The sequence below is a fragment of the Hahella ganghwensis DSM 17046 genome, from assembly GCF_000376785.1.
Lineage (GTDB): Bacteria > Pseudomonadota > Gammaproteobacteria > Pseudomonadales > Oleiphilaceae > Hahella > Hahella ganghwensis.
On sequence record NZ_AQXX01000116.1, the window covers coordinates 1 to 21,506 of the forward strand.

At 48.3% G+C, this 21,506-nt stretch carries 20 protein-coding genes; 7 read left to right on the plus strand and 13 right to left on the minus strand.

Translation table 11 applies throughout. The features are described from left to right. The 3 genes from F566_RS0114160 to F566_RS0114170 all read right to left on the minus strand — a co-directional run. Positions 1-203 (minus strand): transposase domain-containing protein (locus F566_RS0114160; RefSeq protein ID WP_020405116.1); only part of this gene is annotated, 203 nt, incomplete at its 3' end. 126 nt (positions 204-329) lie between these two features. After that, positions 330-1,544 carry an argininosuccinate synthase gene (locus tag F566_RS0114165; RefSeq protein ID WP_026180008.1) on the minus strand — a complete coding sequence of 405 codons (1,215 nt, stop codon included), beginning with the start codon at positions 1,542-1,544 and terminating at the stop codon, positions 330-332. Positions 1,545-1,760: 216 nt separating this feature from the next. After that, a complete protein-coding gene (locus F566_RS0114170) occupies positions 1,761-2,690 on the minus strand; it encodes a flagellar protein MotY (protein ID WP_020407658.1) in 930 nt (309 codons plus the stop codon). 254 nt (positions 2,691-2,944) lie between these two features. On the opposite strand from F566_RS0114170, the gene pyrC reads away from it, so the two are divergent. Next, the gene (gene pyrC / locus F566_RS0114175; protein WP_020407659.1) at positions 2,945-3,985 is read left to right on the plus strand and encodes a dihydroorotase; all 1,041 of its coding nucleotides are present in this window, start codon (positions 2,945-2,947) and stop codon (positions 3,983-3,985) included. A 141-nt stretch (positions 3,986-4,126) separates the two neighbouring features. Continuing rightward, the gene (gene rnt / locus F566_RS0114180) at positions 4,127-4,780 is read left to right on the plus strand and encodes a ribonuclease T (protein WP_020407660.1); all 654 of its coding nucleotides are present in this window, start codon (positions 4,127-4,129) and stop codon (positions 4,778-4,780) included. Between the two features lie 110 nt (positions 4,781-4,890). On the opposite strand, the gene F566_RS0114185 is transcribed toward rnt, so the two are convergent. Together F566_RS0114185 and F566_RS0114190 are read right to left on the minus strand one after the other, a co-directional pair. After that, on the minus strand, positions 4,891-5,493 hold the full coding sequence (locus F566_RS0114185; protein ID WP_020407661.1) for a peroxiredoxin: 603 nt from the start codon (positions 5,491-5,493) through the stop codon (positions 4,891-4,893). A 498-nt stretch (positions 5,494-5,991) separates the two neighbouring features. Further along, complete coding sequence (locus tag F566_RS0114190) at positions 5,992-7,974, minus strand: SDR family oxidoreductase (protein ID WP_020407662.1); 1,983 nt, start codon at positions 7,972-7,974, stop codon at positions 5,992-5,994. 539 nt (positions 7,975-8,513) lie between these two features. Here F566_RS0114190 and F566_RS32935 point away from each other — a divergent pair. Together F566_RS32935 and F566_RS0114200 are read left to right on the plus strand one after the other, a co-directional pair. Continuing rightward, a complete protein-coding gene (locus tag F566_RS32935; protein WP_020407663.1) occupies positions 8,514-8,810 on the plus strand; it encodes a hypothetical protein in 297 nt (98 codons plus the stop codon). Positions 8,811-9,014: 204 nt separating this feature from the next. Beyond that, complete coding sequence (locus F566_RS0114200) at positions 9,015-11,924, plus strand: insulinase family protein (protein WP_020407664.1); 2,910 nt, start codon at positions 9,015-9,017, stop codon at positions 11,922-11,924. A 64-nt stretch (positions 11,925-11,988) separates the two neighbouring features. On the opposite strand, the gene sbcB is transcribed toward F566_RS0114200, so the two are convergent. Then, positions 11,989-13,446 (minus strand): exodeoxyribonuclease I, encoded by a 1,458-nt coding sequence (gene sbcB, locus F566_RS0114205; RefSeq protein WP_020407665.1) that lies wholly within the window; start codon positions 13,444-13,446, stop codon positions 11,989-11,991. Positions 13,447-13,608: 162 nt separating this feature from the next. Here sbcB and F566_RS0114210 point away from each other — a divergent pair, with 162 nt between their 5' ends. Together F566_RS0114210 and F566_RS0114215 are read left to right on the plus strand one after the other, a co-directional pair. Then, on the plus strand, positions 13,609-14,055 hold the full coding sequence (locus tag F566_RS0114210) for an AAA family ATPase (RefSeq protein ID WP_020407666.1): 447 nt from the start codon (positions 13,609-13,611) through the stop codon (positions 14,053-14,055). Next, positions 14,045-14,809, plus strand: a complete 765-nt coding sequence (locus F566_RS0114215) for a tRNA(His) guanylyltransferase Thg1 family protein (protein WP_020407667.1) — start codon at positions 14,045-14,047, stop codon at positions 14,807-14,809. Before F566_RS0114210 ends, F566_RS0114215 begins: the two co-directional genes overlap by 11 nt. A 52-nt stretch (positions 14,810-14,861) precedes the next feature. Here F566_RS0114215 and F566_RS32940 read toward each other — a convergent pair whose 3' ends face one another. The 6 genes from F566_RS32940 to F566_RS0114250 form a co-directional block, all read right to left on the minus strand. After that, on the minus strand, positions 14,862-15,221 hold the full coding sequence (locus F566_RS32940) for a hypothetical protein (protein WP_157496794.1): 360 nt from the start codon (positions 15,219-15,221) through the stop codon (positions 14,862-14,864). Between the two features lie 2 nt (positions 15,222-15,223). Further along, positions 15,224-15,904: a hypothetical protein gene (locus F566_RS32945; protein WP_020407669.1), complete on the minus strand. Its 681-nt coding sequence runs from the start codon at positions 15,902-15,904 to the stop codon at positions 15,224-15,226. Between the two features lie 300 nt (positions 15,905-16,204). Further along, the gene (locus F566_RS0114230; RefSeq protein WP_020407670.1) at positions 16,205-17,515 is read right to left on the minus strand and encodes a hypothetical protein; all 1,311 of its coding nucleotides are present in this window, start codon (positions 17,513-17,515) and stop codon (positions 16,205-16,207) included. Positions 17,516-17,656: 141 nt separating this feature from the next. Further along, positions 17,657-18,244 (minus strand): hypothetical protein, encoded by a 588-nt coding sequence (locus tag F566_RS0114235; protein ID WP_020407671.1) that lies wholly within the window; start codon positions 18,242-18,244, stop codon positions 17,657-17,659. 654 nt (positions 18,245-18,898) lie between these two features. Continuing rightward, positions 18,899-19,192, minus strand: coding sequence for a hypothetical protein (locus F566_RS0114245; protein ID WP_020407673.1), 294 nt, complete (start codon positions 19,190-19,192; stop codon positions 18,899-18,901). 65 nt (positions 19,193-19,257) lie between these two features. Then, a complete protein-coding gene (locus tag F566_RS0114250) occupies positions 19,258-19,935 on the minus strand; it encodes a BRCT domain-containing protein (protein WP_020407674.1) in 678 nt (225 codons plus the stop codon). A gap of 281 nt (positions 19,936-20,216) precedes the next feature. On the opposite strand from F566_RS0114250, the gene F566_RS0114255 reads away from it, so the two are divergent. Beyond that, entirely contained in the window at positions 20,217-20,834 is a 618-nt protein-coding gene (locus F566_RS0114255; protein WP_020407675.1) for a hypothetical protein, read from the plus strand. A gap of 24 nt (positions 20,835-20,858) precedes the next feature. Here the strand turns inward: F566_RS0114255 and F566_RS0114260 are convergent, their stop codons facing one another. Further along, a complete protein-coding gene (locus F566_RS0114260) occupies positions 20,859-21,482 on the minus strand; it encodes an L-threonylcarbamoyladenylate synthase (protein WP_020407676.1) in 624 nt (207 codons plus the stop codon). Positions 21,483-21,506 lie beyond the last annotated feature (24 nt).

A 21,506-nucleotide genomic window follows, 5' to 3' on the forward strand; every position in this document is an offset into this window, starting at 1 on the left:
ACGGGTTCATCCCGAAACATTGCCATCCCCAAGACAAGCCAAAGTACTTGGTCTGATGGTAGTCGGCGCCTTCTAATCGTCGCGGAGGCACTCAAACGCAGTGCAGATTCAACCCATTCGACGGGGATGTTTTGAGTAAATGAGCTGAGGTCTGAGAAGTTAAAGAGGTCGCTGAGGTCGAGCAGGTCTTGCTGAAAATCCATAAAAAATCCGATGATGTTTCCATCATTGGATTTTCTATTAAGCCCTGCGCTAACTCAAACACTTAAGTGAACAGCATTGCCGCATTTGCGGGCTTTTTCTTTTCCTGAGTTATCGCAATCGAGCGATTACTTCATACTGCGTCCCTTATCAGCAGCAATACGAAGCCTCAATGCATTCAGCTTGATGAAGCCTTCCGCGTCGCGCTGGTTGTACACACCACCATCATCTTCAAAAGTAGCAATACGATCATCAAACAGGCTCTCATCAGATTTACGGCCAACAACCGTGACATTACCTTTGTAGAGCTTGATCCGAACAACACCGTTCACATGCTCCTGGGATTCATCAATCAGCTTCTGCAGTGCCAGACGCTCAGGTGACCACCAGTAGCCGTTGTAGATCAGCTCAGCATACTTCGGCATGATACTGTCTTTCAGATGAGCCAGCTCTTTGTCCAGAGTAATGGACTCAATGGCACGATGACCGCGCATCATGATGGTACCGGCTGGCGTTTCATAGCAGCCGCGGGATTTCATTCCCACATAGCGGTTCTCAACGATATCCAGACGACCAATGCCATTTTCACCAGCCAACTTATTCAGAGTCTCGATGACCACATGAGGCGCCATCTCTTCGCCGTCAATCGCAACGATATCACCCTTGCGGTAGGTCAGCTCAATATAGGATGCCTTATCTGGAGCAGATTCAGGTGACACCGTCCAGCGCCACATATCTTCTTCCGGCTCCGCCCATGGGTCTTCCAGCAGGTCACCTTCGTAGGAGATGTGCAGCAGGTTCGCATCCATAGAGTATGGAGACTTCCCTTTTTTCTTTTCGACATGAATGCCATGAGTATCACAGTATGCCAGCAGCTTCTCTCGGGAGGTCAGATCCCACTCACGCCAGGGAGCGATAACTTTGATACCAGGTTTGAGTGCATAGGCGCCCAGCTCAAAACGAACCTGATCGTTACCCTTACCGGTCGCGCCGTGAGATATCGCGTCAGCACCGGTTTCGTTGGCAATTTCAATCAGGCGCTTGGCGATCAATGGACGAGCAATAGAAGTGCCGAGCAAGTACTCACCTTCATAGATGGTGTTGGCTCGAAACATCGGGAACACAAAGTCACGGGCAAACTCTTCCCGCAGGTCGTCAATGTAAATCTGCTTGATACCAAGTGCTTCAGCTTTGGCGCGGGCAGGCTCAACTTCTTCCCCCTGACCAATATCTGCCGTAAATGTGACAACCTCACATTGGTAGGTTTCCTGCAGCCATTTAGCAATTACAGATGTGTCCAGCCCGCCTGAATAGGCAAGAACGACCTTTTTAACCTCTGACATTTGATAGCTCCCACAAAAAGAAAAGGCGCCCATTTTAGCGTCTTACCCTGTATTCGACTAGCAGGCTGTTGAAAAACGTTGGTTAGGCAGCCGTTGCAGGACAAAAACAGCCGATATAGTGGAGATAGCAGGGAGCAAATGAAGCTTTTAGGGCTATTGTAATAACGGCCACTGCAACGCAGGTCGTTTTTCAATGAATCTCAGAACTGAGAGAACTTAAAACGACCCTTCTTCAGTAATATCGAGAACGGAGTCATCTACTTTCGGGGGCTTGGTTCCTCTTTCGAGCCTGACCGTGGTGCGACGGTTGCGGGCAAGACTTTCCGGCTTGCGATTATCCACAACCGGATAGCGCTCACCATGGTAACGTGTGGTGATAACTTCTGGCGAAATTCCGGCAGTGATCAGATAGTCAGTTACGGCTTCAGCCCGATCCTTTGATAACCTTCGGTTGTATATTCGGCGACCGGTCACATCGGTGTGACCATCAACAAAAATCGCCGTCACCGAGGGGTCAGCCTTCACATACAGTATGACCTTTTCTAATGCCTGTATGTCCGAATCAGATAGCACTGCCTCATCAACCTTGAAAAAGACCGCCGTTCTTTCCACCTGCCTGAAATTCACCGGCAATAATCCCGCGACGCAGGTCAGGTAATCTTCGTAGTACTGGCTGAAGTTGATCGAGGACACTTCAACTCGAATAGTCTCATCGCCAAATCTGGCTCTTCTGGTAAAGGTAGGCATCATCCCCTGGAGCAAACTGTCCATCATTTGAGATGCTTTCGACTGCCCCACACTGATCGGGCGGGTTTGTTGTGCTACAGCGACGTATCCCAAATCAGTGACCATTGATCCAGGGCGCCAGGTCGGAGCTTCCAGCACCAGAGCGGCCTGCCCTTTGCGCATGGGATTGCGCGGCGTAGAAAGATAAAACTGGAGATTCTCACCAGCCTCGTGAAAAAACACGGCCCTACCGTATCGGGGAATATTATGAGTCAGAGAACATTCAAAAATAGAAGACGACAAGTACCATTGACTATTTTCTATACCTGCAGAAAAAGTCAGACTTGCTCGAGATGTTGCAGCAACCAGGGCCATCAGAAGAAAACCCAGGAGCAGCACGGCTGTTTTTGTAATCGGCATCCTGAGAAGCCGGATTCTGCAAATCATATTGATGATGTACGCTTTCCAATGCACCTAGTACCTTATCGGCAAGCCGCCAATATTCTTTACTATATTTCTGTTTCCAATTTTATCGTTATATTGCCGAAAGTAGCTCAGCCAGCTAATCAGTCCAGCATACAGTAATAGCCCCGAGTGAACCGCCTCCCAATCTGGTATACTCCTATCCCCTTGATTCAATGCCCTGACAGATTCACTTCCGGAATAGGCTATCCATGACTGATTATATTGACATTATTCAGCCCGATGACTGGCATTTACATCTTCGTGACGGCCAGGCTCTGGCCACCACTGTTGCCGCAACCGCCAGAATTTTCAAAAGGGCGATTATCATGCCCAATCTGGTACCACCGGTAACCACCACAGAACAGGCCCTGGCCTATCGGGAGCGTATCGCACAACAGATTCCGGCTGACCGGGACTTTGAGCCGCTCATGACACTTTACCTGACCAATGTCACTTCCCCGGAAGATATTCAAGCCGCAAAAGACAGTGGTCAGATTTTTGGATGCAAACTCTACCCGGCGGGGGCAACAACAAACTCAGATGCCGGTGTGACCGATATCACTGCGATTTATCCGACCCTGGAAAAAATGTCTGAGGTTGGAATGCCACTGTTGGTTCATGGCGAGGTTGTGCACAATGAAGTGGATATTTTCGATAGGGAAAAGCGCTTCCTCGATGAAGTTCTCGCGCCACTGACGCAACGATTCCCCAATCTTAAAATCGTTCTTGAACACATCACTACCGGTGATGCTGCCAAGTTTGTCCAAAGCGCCGGGGATAACGTTGCCGCCACAATCACGGCACATCACCTGCTCTATAATAGAAATCACATGCTGGTGGGCGGCATTCGTCCTCACTTTTACTGCCTGCCAATCCTCAAACGGTCTACCCACCAACAGGCGTTGCTGGACGCCGTAGCTTCAGGCAGCAAGAAGTTTTTCCTGGGAACCGACTCGGCCCCACACCCAAAAGAAAAGAAAGAAGCCGCATGCGGCTGCGCAGGTTGCTTCACAGCTCCAGCAGCAATAGAGCTTTATGCCAAAGCCTTCGACGAGCTGGGTGCTCTGGACAAACTGGAAGGTTTTGCCAGCCTTCATGGCCCTGAGTTCTACAACCTGCCGGTGAATAGTGGAAAAATCCGGCTACAGAGGGGCGACTGGCAAATCCCGGAAAAGATGCCGCTGGCTGACAGCACCATCATTCCCTTTGGCGCAGGTGAAACCATTTCCTGGAAGGCTGAATTGTTATAATCCCATAATGAGCCTTTGAAAAACATTCGTTATATTCTGGTACCCTGGGCCGACGGCTCTTACAATGCCTCACGCCCTAAGATACAAACACTATAACCAGATACGAATACTATCACCCACAAGACAGAATCCGGATATCAAGTGTCAGAAACACAGAACCAACCAAAAACTCCTTTAGCCCTGAGATTCCGGGGCTTCCTACCGGTCGTGGTAGATGTGGAAACCGCAGGCTTCAACGCCAAGACTGATGCCCTGCTGGAAATTTCCGCCGTCATTATCAATATGGATGAACAAGGTCTGCTCTACCCGGAAGATCCCGTCAGTTTCAATGTTGAGCCCTTCGAAGGAGCGAACATTGAAACCGCCGCATTGGAGTTCACCGGCATAGATCCTTTCAACCCTCTGCGTAACGCGAAATCTGAGCGGGATGTCCTGACGGAAATGTTTCGACCCATTCGCAAATCCATCAAGGCTCACGGCTGCAACCGGGCAATACTTGTTGGACATAACGCAACTTTCGACCACTCCTTTATGTTCGCTGCCGCTGAACGTGCCGAAATAAAACGCAATCCCTTCCATCCATTTTCCACCTTTGATACCGCGACACTGGCGGCTCTTGCTTACGGCCACACAGTGCTATCGAGGGCATGTCAGTTGGCCGGCATTTCTTTTGACAACAACTCTGCTCATTCAGCGGAGTATGACACCATGAAAACCGCCGAGCTGTTTTGTGGAATCGTCAACAGTTGGAAGGAAATGGGAGGATGGACAACGGATAACGAAGACATTGCCTGATCAATTAGACGATCAGAATGAAAAAAGGCCGCAAATGCGGCCTTTTTTACACTGAACCAGCTCTAATTAATGAACCATAAGCCCAAGCATTAGAGCCTTCAACTCTATTATTACAGAGCTTCAGCGTTTTGTGACAGATATGAAGCAACACCTTCTGGGGAAGCGTCCATACCTTTGTCACCTTTCTTCCAGCCAGCTGGGCATACTTCGCCGTGTTCTTCGTGGAATTGCAGAGCGTCAACCAGACGAACCAGCTCATCGATATTACGGCCCAGAGGCAGATCGTTCACGATTTGAGAACGTACCATACCATCTTTGTCGATCAGGAATGCGCCACGGAAAGCAACACCGCCTTCAGACTCAACGTCGAACGCTTTGCAGATGTCATGATTCATGTCAGCAGCCAGAACGTAGTTCACAGGACCGATACCACCCTTGTCTACCGGGGTGTTACGCCATGCGTTGTGAGTGAAGTGAGAGTCGATGGATACACCGATAACCTCAACACCACGCTCTTTGAACTGAGGAATACGCTTGTCCAGAGCAATCAGCTCGGAAGGACATACGAAAGTGAAGTCCAGAGGATAGAAAAATACGATGGCATATTTCCCTTTGATGTTCTCTGACAGCTTGTAGTTGTCTACGATCTGACCGTCAGCCAGAACTGCTGGTACATCAAAATCCGGAGCAGGTTTACCTACTAATACACCCATTACAATTTCTCCTTAGTATCAGGTTGTCGTGTAAATCAATTGACCAAGCAAAGACAGCGCAAAGATTGCCCTCTACCACTGTTTTGCTTATTAAATCTCAGCTTTGCCGGTTATCCACCAACAGCTACCCGAGACCAACCTACTCTTGCGCGAAGAACGATCAGAGCTGATCAGTAAATACCCAGGGTTATTGTTGATGAGGCGAATGACCTGACAAAACTTCGAAAAGAACAGACTTGCCAGCGGGCACCAATTTTCAGGAACGGGCAAGCTCGAAAAAACATCCGGCTATCATAGCCTGTGAAAAACCTATTGCCTACGATAACTTCATTTAAATTATTAATAACAAAAATAGGGTTCCACTATCAGTTTTTTCTACCATTCCCTCAGCGATGACTGCACACCTCCCTGTCGCTCTCTTTTCATCCTAACATCTTCAATTTGAAATAAAAAAGCCCTGCTACTATACAGGGCTTTGGTGACAGAGCGAGGACAGTTTTACCAATGTATCCCGCGCATCAACGCCGCGAAGGCCACCTGTTCGGTAGAGACTTTGGGCTTCTCCTCTTTCTCACCGGTGGCCGCCGAGGAATCCGGGAACATTCGGAAACCGGTATTCATAATAATCTCTCCGAATTTAGGAGCCAGAGCGTGCAACACCTGTGCAAAGACACCCAACCGGGTGGCAATCCGCTTAGGCCGCTGAATGATTGCCTCAGCAACCAGATCTGCCGCCTCTTCCGGTGTCAATGTCGGAACAGAGTCGTAGATTTTGGTGGGGCTGATCATTGGGGTTTTGACCAATGGCATATTGATCGTGGTAAACGTCACATTGCGGTCAGAGAACTCCGCTGCGGCACAGCGGGAGAACGCATCAAGCGCTGCTTTTGATGCCACATAGGCTGAAAACCTGGGGGCGTTGGTCAGCACGCCGATGGACGATATATTGACTATATGACCACGACGGCGCTCCAACATTCCTGGTGCAAACCCCATAATCAGGCGTAATGAACCGAAGTAATTGAGCTGCATTGTGCGCTCGAAATCATGGAAGCGGTCGAATGCCAAGTGAATGGAACGACGGATGCTTCTCCCGGCATTATTGACAAGCACGTCCACATGACCGTGATCTTTCAATACCTCGGCTACGAAGCGGTCACAGTCTTCCATGTTGGAAACATCTACCTGATAGGCATAGATCTCTCCACCTTTCTCTTCCAGCTGTTTACGAACCTCGTCCAGCTTTTCCTGTGTCCGTGCGGCAATACAGACTTTAGCTCCAGCCTCTGCCATAGATTCCGCAGTGGCCAAACCAATGCCGGAAGTAGCACCGGTAATCACGCACACACGTCCTTTCACGGCCCCCTTCAGGGTACGGTCTTTGTAAAGATCCGGGTCAAGATGACGCTCCCAGTAATCCCAAATGGCCGGAGCGTAGTCCTGCAAACGAGGTACAGCAATATCGGTATCTTTGAGCAGGCGCTCTGTTTCGCGGCTATCAAACTTCGTTGGATAATTAATAAAGCTCATGACTTCATCAGGAATCCCAAGATCGCTCATCACCGCATTTTTCATGCGCTGAATGGGGGGTAGCTTAGCGACCCCCTGTCGAATCATAGGAGGAATGAAGCCGAACATCCGGGAATCAATTCTCATCGCCATACGGGGCGCATGACCGGCCTCGGCAAAGGTGTTGAGAACTTCTCCAACCTTCATGGGATCAGGGTCCGTCAGATGGAAGCACTTCCCATCCTCTCCATCAATATGGGCAATATGGTCCATGGCATTTACCACAAAATCCACAGGAACGATATTGATCCTTCCCCCTTCGATACCCACAGTCGGCACCCATTGAGGCAAGGTATTACGGAGCTTCTGGATTAATTTGAAGAAATAGTAGGGACCGTCAATCTTGTCCATCTCACCGGTTTCAGAATGGCCAACCACCATACCGGGCCGGTATACCCGCCAGGGAACCTGGCACTCTTTGCGAACGACTTTTTCGGACTCATGTTTGGTTCGCAAATAAGGATTATCCAGCTTTTCAGCTTCTTCAAACATGTCCTCGCGGAAAATCCCCCGATAGAGACCCGCCGCTGCAATAGAACTCACGTGCTGGAAGCATTTGGCCTCCAGAGCTTCTGCCAGTTGTACAGCATTTCGTGTGCCTTCCACATTGGCCACTTCCTGCTCTTCAGCCGAAGCTTTCATATCGTATATGGCGGCCAGATGGAAAAAGTGATCCACCTTACCCTTCAGCATCGCCTGGTCTTTATCGCTGATACCCAGCAACTTTTCACCAAGATCGCCGACAATCCCGACCACTTGTTCGGGTTTTGCATTCCATGCAACTCTCATAAGATCCAGTTTTTCCAGAGAAGACTCGCGGACCAGCATGTATACGGTACCGCCACGAGCCAAGAGTTTAGGAATAAAAAATCGCCCGATAAAACCGGTGCCACCTGTTACGAAGTAGTTCATATCAACCCCATCCTGGTTAATGTCAGTATGCTTGTTTGGGATTTGCCAAGAACCCGACTGACCTGACTGAGTCGCTGGAAAGATTCGCCTTGCCGGCTGCTACTGGAGCGATAGGCTCACCTCTCTGCATCCGGTCAGGACATTCAACGGGCTATTATTTTTATTTGGGTCTGCAGACCCTGCTTTGTAATTATGGCAAAGATTTGTAATACAGCGCGGAAATCAAGCGAATATCCGGATCAATTAAACAGACTTCTCTAACCGGCTCCGGAAACGCTTCCCGTTCGCGCCCCCAATCCGACTATAAGTCTACTGATCCGCTTGGAAAAACTCATGGTATTTATTAGAGCAATGGCTCAATTGTGACCTGGCTCAAGCCCAGAGTTGGAGTGGCTCCACAGTTTCCTGACAGATCGCCTCGCTCACCGGAAATAGGAGTAAATACTCTACTTATTTAGTTACGCCATATTAAGCCCTGAGCCGAGTGCCTCTGTGGTATACTGCGCCGAAATTTGCGAATGAAGTCCAGGGCCTGAAAAATGACCAACAAAGACGAACGTTACATCAAAATTGCCAAAGCCTGCCTGAGAGCACTAAACGACGTATCTACCGAAACCGACGACACCCAGAAAAACATCCAGAGTGTCTACGACGCTATTGACCAGGCATTCAGAACCGAGTTTTCGACCATCGAACAGTCTCGCTATATCGCCGAACAGGCATTGATCGCCATTGACGGCTTGAGCACGGGGGGCACACTTGATCAGGCCAGGCAAATTGCCCGGGCGGCTCTAGACAGCATGGATCACCCGGAATCCGCAGGTAAACCGCATTAGTCGGCCATCCGACAAAGGAAAGCATTGCAACTCAGTTTTGTGGAACACTTCCGCTTTTCGTAGAGCACATCGAGTAACCGAATAAAGATGTGAAGTTATTCGAACCAATTAAACGCTTTCCTGTCAGAACTGCGTAATCATTCATAACCGATACTAGCCGACACTGGCAAACCCCCTATACTGAAGAAAGGCTATTAATTAACCATGCGCAAAGCACATAAGTATGTTGGATTTCTTCTGGGCACCATGGCGTCGATCCTGATGCTCACCGCATGTAGCAGCCTCACAACTACGATGGAAGTGATGGATACCTCAACCTCAGACACTATAATCAAAAGCCCCAGCGATAGCAGAGAATACCGCGCGATTACTCTGGACAACGGGCTGCAGGCAATGCTGATCTCAGATCCCGAGACAGACAAAGCAGCAGCCGCTTTGGATGTGGACGTCGGTAGCGGCGATGACCCCAAAGGTCGGGAAGGTCTCGCTCACTTCCTGGAACACATGTTGTTCTTGGGCACAGAAAAATATCCTGAGCCCGATGAATATCAGTCATTCATCAATCGCAATGGAGGCAATCACAACGCCTTCACGGCCTTTGAACACACCAATTACTTTTTTGATGTGGACGCTGACTACCTTGAACCAGCACTGGATCGGTTCAGCCAGCAATTTGTCGCTCCCCTGTTTTCAGAAGAATACGTGGATAGGGAGAAAAACGCAGTCCATTCCGAGTATACGTCTAAGATCATGGATGACGGCCGCCGCTTCTTCGCGGTTGTGAAACAAGCCGTCAATCAGGACCATCCCATGGCCAAATTCGCCGTCGGCAACCTGGACACACTGGCCGATCGTGAAGGCAGCGCAGTCAAAGACGATCTGCTCAAGTTCTATGAAGAACATTATTCCTCTGATCATATGAAACTTGTCGTGTATGGCAAAGATGATCTGGATACTCTGGAATCAACGGTCCGCGCCAAATTCAGCGCCATCAAAAAGCGGGACGTGAAAGAAGAAAGCCCCCGTCCTCCAGTATTTTCCAATGAGGAAGGCCCGAAACTGGTCTCCATTAAGCCGGTCAAAGAGAAACGGGCATTATCAATGCTGTTCTCCATGCCTCCTACAGAACCCTACTATCATGCCAAGCCGGTTTATTACCTGACCAACCTGATCGGTCACGAGGGCGAAGGCAGTCTACTGTCCTGGCTGAAATCCAGACAACTGGCAGAAGGCTTATCCGCAGGTCTGTTCACCAGTGAAGATGACGGATCTGTTCTGAGCGTATCCGTTTCCCTTACCGAAAAGGGTCGCCAACAATACCTGGATATCATCCGCGACACCCTGACTTACATCGAACAGATGAAGCAGGAAGGAATCGATCAGTGGCGCTTTGACGAACAAGCCAAAATGCTGGATATCAGCTTCCGCTTCCAGGATAAATCCGCCCCCATTCACTATGTCAGCAGCCTGGCCAGCCGCCTTCAGGACTTTGAGGCGCATGAGGTTCTCAAGGCCCCATACTCAATGGACGATTTTGATCCAAAGGTTATCAAAAACTTTGCCGATTACCTGACTGCCGACAACATGCTGGCAATCATGGTGGCTCCGAATGTAGAAACTGATCGTACCGAACCCTGGTACAACGTTCCCTTCTCGATCAAGCCTCTCTCGCAAGAAGATGTTCAATATATCAGCACCCGCAACCCAGATGCTGACATCCAAATGCCGACGGCCAACGATTTCATTCCCACCAATCTGGAACTCCAGACCGGTGCAGGCATGGAATCACCTGAACTGCTGGCCAGCTATGAAGGCTACGATGCCTGGTATGCCAAAGACATTTCCTTCGGTTCGCCAAAATCAAGCTTTTACCTGAGTGTCCGCTCCCCTATGGCAAACGTCAGTGCCAAAGACCTGGTACTCACAGAGATGTATGTCACCCTGGCTAAGGATGCGCTGTCAGAGTTCAGTTATCCCGCCTATCTGGCAGGGTTGGACTTTAAACTTTACCGCCATTTGAGGGGCATCACCCTGAGAATTGATGGCTTCAGTGAAAAACAACCTGTATTGCTGGAGCGTATCCTTGCCACTCTGCAAAACCTGGAGATCAAACCAGAACGGTTTGCCCAGTTTAAGCGGGACCTGCAGAGGGAACTACGCAACACAAGCAAAGACAAGCCATTTGAAAGGCTTGCCAGCGAAGCCAGAAGCAAGTTACTGCAACCTTACTGGACAGAAGAAGAACAACTGGCAGCATTGAACAATATTGACCAGGAACAGCTATCCCAGTTTATCCCCACTTTCTGGAACGCCTTCAATCTGGTGACCCTGGCACACGGCAATATTTCTTCTGAGCAGGCTCTTGAAGCCTCCGAAGTGATCAGAACCAAACTTCTGCAGAATGCCAATATTGTGGACGTTGAAAAAAGTCAGGTGATTGATATTCAGCGCCCAGATTGGTTCGAGGCAGTACCGACTCAACACCAGGATACTGCCTACCTGTACTATCTTCAAGGACCTTCCAAGTCATACCAGGACAGAGCGTCTTTTGGCCTCTTGTCTCAGATTATCGGACCTCTGTACTACAACGAAATCCGCACCCAGGCACAGATGGGATATGTGGTTTTCGCAACCCCGTATACCCTGCTGGATGTTCCGGCACTGGCGTTTATTGTCCAGTCACCCTCCCACTCTGCCGAGCAGATTCACGATGCGACCAACAACTTTATCAACCGTTTTGCAGACATTCTGAATCAGTTGCCAGAGGCAGAGTTTGAAAAACACAAGGAAGCACTGGTTACCCGTTTATCCGAATCCGACAAGACACTTGAACAAAGATCGGATCGCTACTGGACCGAGATCGATGTGAAAAACTTCCAGTTTGATACCCGGGAGCAGATTGCCTCACTGGTTCAGGGGATGGATAAAGAAACACTCCTCGCCTACTATCGACAACATTTTATTGAAAACAGGCAGGCAATGCTTTTGACCACTGTGCCAGCAGACAGTGGCGATACGAAGGCGGTGCCACTGGTATCCAGGGAAAACCTGCAGATCATTGAAAGCCGCCAACAGTGGCTGAACTCCAATGATCTGTTTCCGGCAGGAAATTAGTTCTGAGGAACTGCCAACTCCGACAGGCTGGTAAGTCCCATAGGGCTAGTCAGAGTCAGGAAGACTACAAGTCCATCGGAAAAATTGATTCTCCATATAGCTGAAGATCCTGAAGGATCGCCAACTCTCCGGCGGTCCTTTCAGGCTCTGAAGCTAAAGCCTGCAAACGATTAAAATATTCTTCAAACGTCAGCATACCGGTTCCAGCTTGATTCAGGCGCTGATATCGATAACGCTCCCACCGCTCCATTTCCTCTTCCATCATGGTATCCGGATAGTTGCGTGCCCGGTAACGGAACAGCATTTCGGGAATGCGAGCATCCTGGAAGGGCAAATCCAGTTCTGCCAGAACTTCCGGAGGCTGCTGACGAATAAAATCCATCTTCTCTTTATCACTGGAACTGAAAAAACCTCCGCTATACAGCATCAAATCCGGGTCGCGGGTCTCGGAGCTCGGCTGCTCACCGAATACTTCAGTCACTTTTGCTCCAATACCTGAAACACTGCGAATCCACTCCAGGTGCTGACGCAATTGGTCGCCATCCAGTTGGAACTCACGCAACCGCTCCGGGTCAGCCGTTTTCAGAATTTTACTTTCTACCAGAATCGGACATTTATTGAGATGAACCACTTTCAGAGGAATGCGGGAAGCACCAGGCGGCAGGTCATCATTGGAAACAAAAATCCGCGCACGAATTTCATCGACGGACAGGTTCACCCAGGCCCGAGGGTCTTCTCGCAAGTCATAAACGATCACCCCATTAGGATTGGTGGGGTGCATGGCCAGAGGGACGACCATGGCACAACATCCCAGTCTGGCGGGGAATTTCGATGACACATGGAATATGGGCTTCATATTGTCCACATCCACCATCGCCCCTAATGCCCTCTTGCCACGATTCCGGAATACGTAATCAAATAGACGGGGTTGTTTTTCCTTGATGAGCTTGGCCATCGCAATTGTGGCATAAACATCCGACATGGCATCGTGCGCCGCCTCATGAGCAATACCGTTGGCGGCGGTCAGCTCTTCCAGACGAAAGCTGGGAAAGCCCTCCTCGTTCATGGGCCATTGAATACCTTCCGGTCTCAACGCATAGGCCAGACGCACCATATCGATCACATCCCAGCGGGAGTTACCGTTCTGCCATTCCCGGGCATATGGATCGTAAAAGTTACGATACAGAGTCTGACGGGTGACTTCATCGTCAAAGCGGATGTTGTTATACCCCGCCACACAGGTTCCCGGGCGGGACATCTGTTCGTGTATCCTGGCGATGAACTCAGCTTCCGACAGCCCTTCAGACAAAGCCTTCTGCGGCGTGATCCCGGTAATCAGACAAGCCTCCGGATGCGGAAGCACATCATCTGCCGGGCGACAATAAATCACCAGGGGTTCTTCAATGATATTCAGGTCCATATCCGTTCGAATACCGGCAAACTGCGCCGGTCTGTCACGCATAGGATCTGCTCCCCAGGTTTCGTAATCATGCCAATAAAAGGTTTCAGCCAAAACAACCATCCGTTACATTCAAATTCAATCTGTGTACCAAACAGCGGATGCTAACACAGACGGGGAAAGTATCCAGACCAACCTTGCTGTATGATGCAAATTTGCCACTCGGAACAGATAAGCCCAGTGATAAATACTCCGTGGAAATATTGATAATTAAGAGAACCAATTGTGAAAGGTGTGATATTTTGTGGGTTACAAGCCAGTGGTAAATCAACTTTTTACCAGGCCAATTTTTCAAAGACCCATATTCGTCTCAGCATGGATATGCTCAAGACAAGGCATAGAGAAAAAATTCTATTACAGGCTTGTTTATTGGCCAAACAACCTGTTGTTATCGACAATACCAATCCAACTCAATCTGATCGCTGCCGATATATTGAAGAGTTCAAAAAGCATCACTTCGAAATCGTCGGTTATTACTTTTCATCAAAATTGGACGAATGTCTTCAATACAATAAAAGCCGTCAAGGCAAAGAATGTATTCCTGAAGCAGGAATAAGAGGCACATACAACAAATTAGAGCTTCCCGCTCTCTCAGAAGGGTTTGACGCTCTCTATTATGTCACTAGAAATAACGGAAGCTTTACCGTAGAAGAATGGCAGTATGAAATTTAACGAACTGGACAAAAAGTTAAGAGTTTACGAAACAGCACATGATCACTGCGTGCTACCAGAAATCTACATCGTGGCACGAATTGATGGGCGGTGCTTTACGAAATTAACCAAAGAGAAGCATCAATTTGAATCACCCTACGATGTAAACTTCCGCGATATGATGGTTGAGACCGTTAAACACCTTATGCAATGCGGTTTCAAAGTACTCTATGGGTACACACAAAGCGACGAAATTTCGCTTCTGCTAGACCCAAGAGAAAACACCTTTGAAAGAAAAGAGCGCAAGATCAATTCCATTCTCGCCGGAGAGGCCAGCGCTAAATTCAGTCTTTTACTTAGCGACATCGGTGCGTTTGATAGCCGGATATGCCAACTACCAAACAAGAAGCTGGTGATCGACTACTTTCGCTGGAGAAATGAGGATGCTCACAGAAATGCGCTTAACGCCCACTGTTACTGGAGTCTGAGAAAAGAGGGACACTCTCCGGATGAAGCAGCTATAGCTCTGCAGAAAAAATCTGTTGCCGAAAAAAATGAACTCTTATTTCAGAAGGGTATTAACTTCAATGATTTGCCTAATTGGCAGAAGCGAGGCGTTGGCGTGTACTGGGAGTCTTACGAAAAGGACGCTTTGAATCCAATTAGCGGCGAGCGAGTTACAGCAACACGGAACCGCCTAAAAGCAGACATGGAGTTGCCAATGAGAGAGCAATATAGCGACTTTGTCTCTGACTTAGTGCCGGATTTTGTGTAGAGCCTTTCAAAAGGAGGGCAAACCATGCCCTCCTTTCACTATCTAGTCGTCCTTAAGGCTCTGGAAACGGGTCCAATGGCTCGAGATAGCTGCCTTCCGTCAAATACAAGCGCTCGCCATCCCAGAACTGGTAGTGATCATGATTATCAGGCGAGAACTCGAGAGCACCAACCAGCTTGAGCCGCCCCTGATACCAAACCTCTAACAGCTCGGAATCCTCATAAACCGTTCCCTGATACAGGTTATCGTTGGGATTGGCATCATCCTGGACATCCACAAATGCCCCACCGTCGGCTCCACCAAGCCACCAGCTGCCTTCTGGGCCTTCTCTGGGCGGCTCTACAGGAGTCTCTGACACTTCCACAGAGCAGGCGGATATCATTAGAACAAATAAAAGGATTAGAATTCTCATAATTAAGCTACCGCAGGTTGACTTGTCACATGGCTTGCAAAGGACGCCGGACCATCTTCCACTTCCAGACGATGAGCCGCCTTGGAATAATCAAGGGCAGGAAAATCACTACGTAATTCCTCAATATAGGAATTTGGTCGTGGGTCGATCATGAACGGCGTATCCACACCGGCGGCATCCAGCACACCTTTCATAAAGTGTACACAACTGTTGGTAAATAGGCCGTATGGAGCTCGATTTGGATTAGCGTTTTCCTTTACACGATTTCCAGCGTAATCCAGCATTGCCTGATACTGACCGGATACTTCAATATAAGCTCCCAAGATTCGTCCGTTTTGTCCAGCCTTGGCCGAAATCTGGCTGAGTGTATAGCTCAGACTTGCCTTGGTAGGATGGCCTCCTGCACCGATAATAACATCTTTGATTGGACGGCGACGAGTCGCTCCCAGGCTACCGCCATAACGTCCATATTCATAGTATTTGGTTGTTCCCCTCGCCCCGTTTATAAATAGAATCCCGGCATGTCCAAGCTCAGGTACTTTGTTTTTGGATTCGGCCGTTTCAAAATGGTCCGGGAGAATATCAATGCCTGGAAGCAGATCAGGGATTTTGATTTTCTGTTTGGGAATATTGACCGCAATAAGGTAATCAGGAAATACAATGGGAATGACTATATCAGGCATCTTCGATCCTTTCGATTGTCGTTACTTACATGTACGCAGCACATTGCCTCTGGCAGAGTTTCTAGCTGCAAATCATTAGTAAGCGTCATCTAACTTGACAACCCTTCACTTATTTAAAAAATGAATCCACTAGAGAATCTTCAACAGACAAACAGCCTGTTCTGTTTGCCTGTATTTATTTAAAGGGGCAATCCTAGGTGCCTCTCTGCAATTAGGTTCGCCTCAGTAATGACCAACCCATGCACTGTGAGCTTCTATGAAGCTCGACACAGTATTCAGACCAGTGAGAGCTGCGCCCGTCTACTCCCTTAGTACAGGCGCCGCCACCGGACACAGTTCCGTCCAACTCTCATCAAAATCGCGACAGCCACCACTCCCAAACTGCTCCCCTAGAAGTCCTTCAAACCAGTCAACATCACTTAAATCGATGCGGCCATTGTAAATGCTCACATAGTGATTACTGCGGTAGTTGAGCAGAAGGCCTTTTCGACGGGGAATGTTGTTCTCGGTGCCTTCATCATAACCACTAACATCATCGGCGAGTTGAATGCCTTCGTTATTCAGTAGTGATGTCAGTGTATCGTCCACTTCGAGTCTATACGGCTGTGTTGCCAGTTTGAAAGTGTAGCTTCCTGGTTTTTTATCGCTGTAGGTCACCCAAAAGTGCCGTGTTGAACGCTTTGCCAGACTTTCAATTTCTACAGCGGTATTACCCTTATGATTTAAAACCACCGGGTTACCCAAGCGCTGATCTTCACCATTAAGAACCTGTAGATAGGATTTCAACGGATGACGGGGCCCACCTACCGACCAGGCAAACACATAGCGGGAATTGGAAAGGGCTAGTATCCTGGATTCCAGATCAGCCTGTGCGTGATTTCCGATTCTGAATTCCCGATCTGTTTTCGGATATCCCGACTGACGAAAACGCCGACCATAGAACTGATTCTTTGCCTGAAAGGTGACAACAAAGTCCCCATCATCGAAGGCTGCCACACGAACGTCGTTCTTCAGTTTCCCCCGCCCTTGCCCACTATGGCCCGTGCTGACTTCAATGACATCACCTATTCTGAGCAAACTGGGACTGTATAGCTGGGCATAGACATTCGAGCGCTCCGGATGGCTGTCTTCCAGATTCTGAACATGCTCAGACCAAGCCACCACAACATTCCCATCTGGTAACGAAGCACTCCATACATCGCCAATGGCATCAGACTCTTCAGCAACCGTCGGCGTCAGATAAACGGTCAGCCCCAGTAGTGTGCCGTCAGCATTGTATAGCTGGCCGTAACCCCCGCTCCCATTTTCGCTAAGCTTATTGTGAACAATCAAAAACTGTCCGTGGGGCATGGCAAGAATCTGGCTGGGCTCTATTCCAAAGACGGAATCGTTGATTTGAATTGGCGAATATTCCCGGCCGAGATTATCGATCATCCATCCGCCAACATGGCCGTTATACCAGGCGACAGCGTATTTCCCTTCATCAGACAGAACCCCGGCAGCAAAGGTGGCCGAAGTACCTTCTTCAAAAGGAAACAGCTCCGCACGGGCTGAAAAAGAAGTGGTAAAAAGAATAAAACTGAAAGCGAAAAAGAGTCCCTTATTCATCATCCGATCCATCCTTGGTGTTTGAGGAATTTATAGTCTATTGCTATTTTTCTGAGAGGTCGAGCCGTGCTTAAGAATGAAAAATGATCACATGCTTTCTTCTGGGAAGATCGGGAATTACAGGTTTCTCAAGAGAGAGCTCACTTATAATGCATCTGCTTTTTCTATTACTAATCCACACGCAGAAAATTCATAACATATGCGGACAATCAGTTCTTGCTCAACCTTATTAATTGGCTGGTATAGCTTCAATACCTTCAATATTGATAGCTTAAGGTCATGAAGTGATTGAAACTGCCACCACTCCCTCTGTTCAATTTGTTTTAACTTCATTAACTCGACACTTTGGCCACCGACAAGTGTTAGGCAAATTGACGAGGTATGCATAATATCTCGATAACGCTTGGCAAAATCCCAAATATTCCAGCCAGTGATAAATAACTCAATCAAAGAACAAGGACTCTTATCTCTGCAGGCTTTTATACTTACAACGCTATCCATATCCAGTACAGACCACTGTTTTTGTTCTCTTAATCTGTACACCAGTTTATTACGAGCAGAATCCAGCGTGTACTCACCACAAGAGGTAGAGATTTTCACCCCACCATTAGAGATAATCTTCGTTCTAAGCTTTCGCCCCCAAACCCGGTGAATAACACAAGTTAGGAATAAGTTTATAGCGACCAACGAAAGTATTATTAATAAATACTCACTAAAACTAACTTCCGACATTTTCTCTTCCACAAGTTACGAGCTATATAGGAGAAATTAACACTTCATCCCCCTAACGACTCTGTATTTAAAGCCATCAGTATCAAGCGAAACGTTAAAGATTTGGCCGCAGCCACCTACAAGCGTTAGCTTGATTTCTATCAAGGCAGTTGCAGTTTATTTCCACCTCGCTCCAAAGGAGATCATGAGGAGATCCCCATTTAAATCGGTTGATGGTTAAGGAAGGGTTAAAGGACGAAGAAAGGCGGGTTTCATTGTCTCTGGGGGACACCCAACTCAAGGACTCAAACAGGGTAGAATCCATGTACCGTAAGCATTACCATATTGTTCGTAACCATACTCCCATCTTCACTAAGCCGATCAATTACACTATTGCTATTTTTTCAGAGAGGTCGAGCTGTGCTCAAGAATGAAAATTGATCACACGCTTTCTTCTGGGAATATCGGGATTCGTATCTTTTGAAGGCTAATTGGAGCTTTCGCAAAAAGCTTATCGCACTCTTTCACAGGTCCAGAGCGTTGTGATTACCTTATTCGGCAATAATTCACGTTGTCTCCTGAGAGAAAATTATCCATCCAACGCCACTTCTAGCCGGCAATAGCTAATAATCTACCAGGGGTCTGACCCTGCGAGTCAGATTCCTGTTTACATTCTTACCAAAGCCTGCCTTTCGACGATATCCAAGCTGCTAACTGAACATCGTCTACCTCACCAATCTTGGCAGACATTTCACTGACTCGTGGTGTCACGGCTTCATTCTTAATCAGCTCACCAATCACATAGGGCTGGATTCCAATAATTTCAGTGTTGCCCAATACAAGCTCTTCTGTCGCTTCCTGTAGCAGCTCTTCAGCCCTTTGCTTAGATACTGCACGAATCACCCAATAGGCGGTATCAAGCTCAGAACCATCAACCTTGACATAAAAGTCATCTGGGTCAGTCTGCATTGACTCTCCCACCCCTAAGCTATTATCAGCCACTTTCTACGCGTTTCTTTCGAGTATTTTTGCAACTATCCTACTAGCCCACCAGAACCAGCCCAATGCTCCTCAGTAACAATCGCTATCGGTACACCACTCTCCCGATATTCAACAGCCTTCTCGATTTTCCGACCAAAGGTTTCATGTACCCAACTATCTGTGACATAGGTTCCTATCACTAGATAATCCAGGTTCTTAGTAACGCTCGTCGAAACCAGACCACCCAGTGCCCTGGTGGCTTCCTGGCACTGTTTTCGTGAACCAAACGCGCATGTGCCTGTAAAAAGAAATGAGTGATCTTCAAATATTAAGGGGGGCATGGGATCAATAATTGGCAGAGTGGTCGTTTTTGCAGCTTCCCCCAAACAGGAATCCTCACCGGACACTCGTCTAAGAATCCCCAAAAGTTCGGCCGATTCCTCTTCGTCTAACATGCCGTCTTCCAGCATTGCGCTGACTTTTTCCAGCAGATTTATAATGATCGGGTTATCAGAAGCGGCCCGGTTTTGAACTAACCATGTTTGTAGAAACTCAGCTTCGGATTGATTGACTTTACCGTCGGCGATTAGACCTTTGCTTAAGCCAATTAAAGTATCTATTTGCCTGTCCTGAATATTTTTCCGGTTAAATTGAGTGAATACATCCATCAGATCACCTTCCAAGTCATACTGGAGATTTGCCATTTCAGAGAGATTAAGAGAAGCAAACATGGTCTAGTCATGGAGGTAGAAAGGGGCAGAGGTCTATGGACTGATGCTGAAATAATTGCCCATGTTCCATGTCGATATCCTTAACAACTTATCGCCCAAACAACTATAGAACAAAATTTAACCAACCCCAAAAACAGAATCTCAATTTTGCCTTCATCAACTCTGAAGACTGGTTTAGCTCCCCATCGCCGCCGCCCCTGGCACAAAACTTGAAACACTCCCTCCAACACGACAAAGAACCGTCACTTTTTCTTCAACAGCATTGATACAGGATGATTCACATGGGTCTTATTCGCACTCTTGTCGACTATGGCCAGCAAGCTTACGATGGCCTGAAACCACCCGCCAAATCGGCAGAACAGAAGGTCCAGCCGCCAGTTGAGGAGATCAACTATCCGCAAATTCAACTGTCCGGACAGGCAGCTGAGGAACAGAAACCCAGACTTTCGGTGAGTGAATTCAAGCAGTTACTGGGGCAAGACACTGCCTATATCCAGACGACGATCAGGCAAAAGCTTGCCGAGTATGGCGCCAATCCAAGGACGGGAATTCAGCTGTTTCGTGACGAACATGGTGCGATCCGGCTCAATGCCAATCTCCCTGAAGAAACCCGGAACAATATTGAGCAGGACATTAACCGGAATCCGGACTTCAAGCACCGCTATCTGCGTATCAGTCAGAATCAGCCAACACTGGACTATATTCAGAACAACCTGAACATTCGCCAGACTTATGGTAGCAGTAACAATATTTTCGATTCGCTGATTTCGACAGATCCCGGCAATAACTCCTTGCAAGACCTCACGACCCGGTTTTCCAACCTGTCGAAAAGTCAGCCTAGATCTGAAGAAACTCTAACAGAAAACCAGCCGGCCAGAGGCTTTTCAATTTCAGTTTAGAAAGCCACTGACCCGGCGATTAAGCTAGCTTTCAAACGGAGTCGGATCTCCGGCTCCGCGTCGAATAAGCGCGGGTACTTCATCCGACATATCGATCACTGTGGTCGGCTCCATACCGCAATATCCTCCATCAATAATCACATCCACCTGATGCTCCAGGGTTTCGCGAATATCATAGGGATCGGTCATGGGAAGCTCATCCCCCGGCAGGATCAGCGTCACGCTCATGATTGGCTCGCCTAACTCCCGCAACAGTTCACGACATATTTCGTTGTCAGGCACCCGGATACCAATCTGGCGACGTTTCGGGTGAATCAGCCGCCTGGGAACTTCTGACGTAGCGCTGAGGATAAAAGTGTATGCGCCCGGCGTGGTGCTCTTGATCAACCGGAACTCAGTGTTGCCGACCTTGGCATAGGTGGCAAGCTCACTCAGGTCACTGCACACCAAAGTGAAATTGTGCTTGTCGTCCAGTCGACGAATGGACTTGATCCGCTCCGCAGCGGACTTTTCCCCGATGGCACAACCGAGGGCGTATCCTGAATCCGTGGGGTAAACAGCAACGCCCCCTTTGCGGATTATTTCACATGCCTGCTTTATCAGGCGCGGTTGTGGGTTTTCCGGGTGTATCTGGAAAAACTGGCTCATGTTCTATCGCTTTCAGGTAAATGG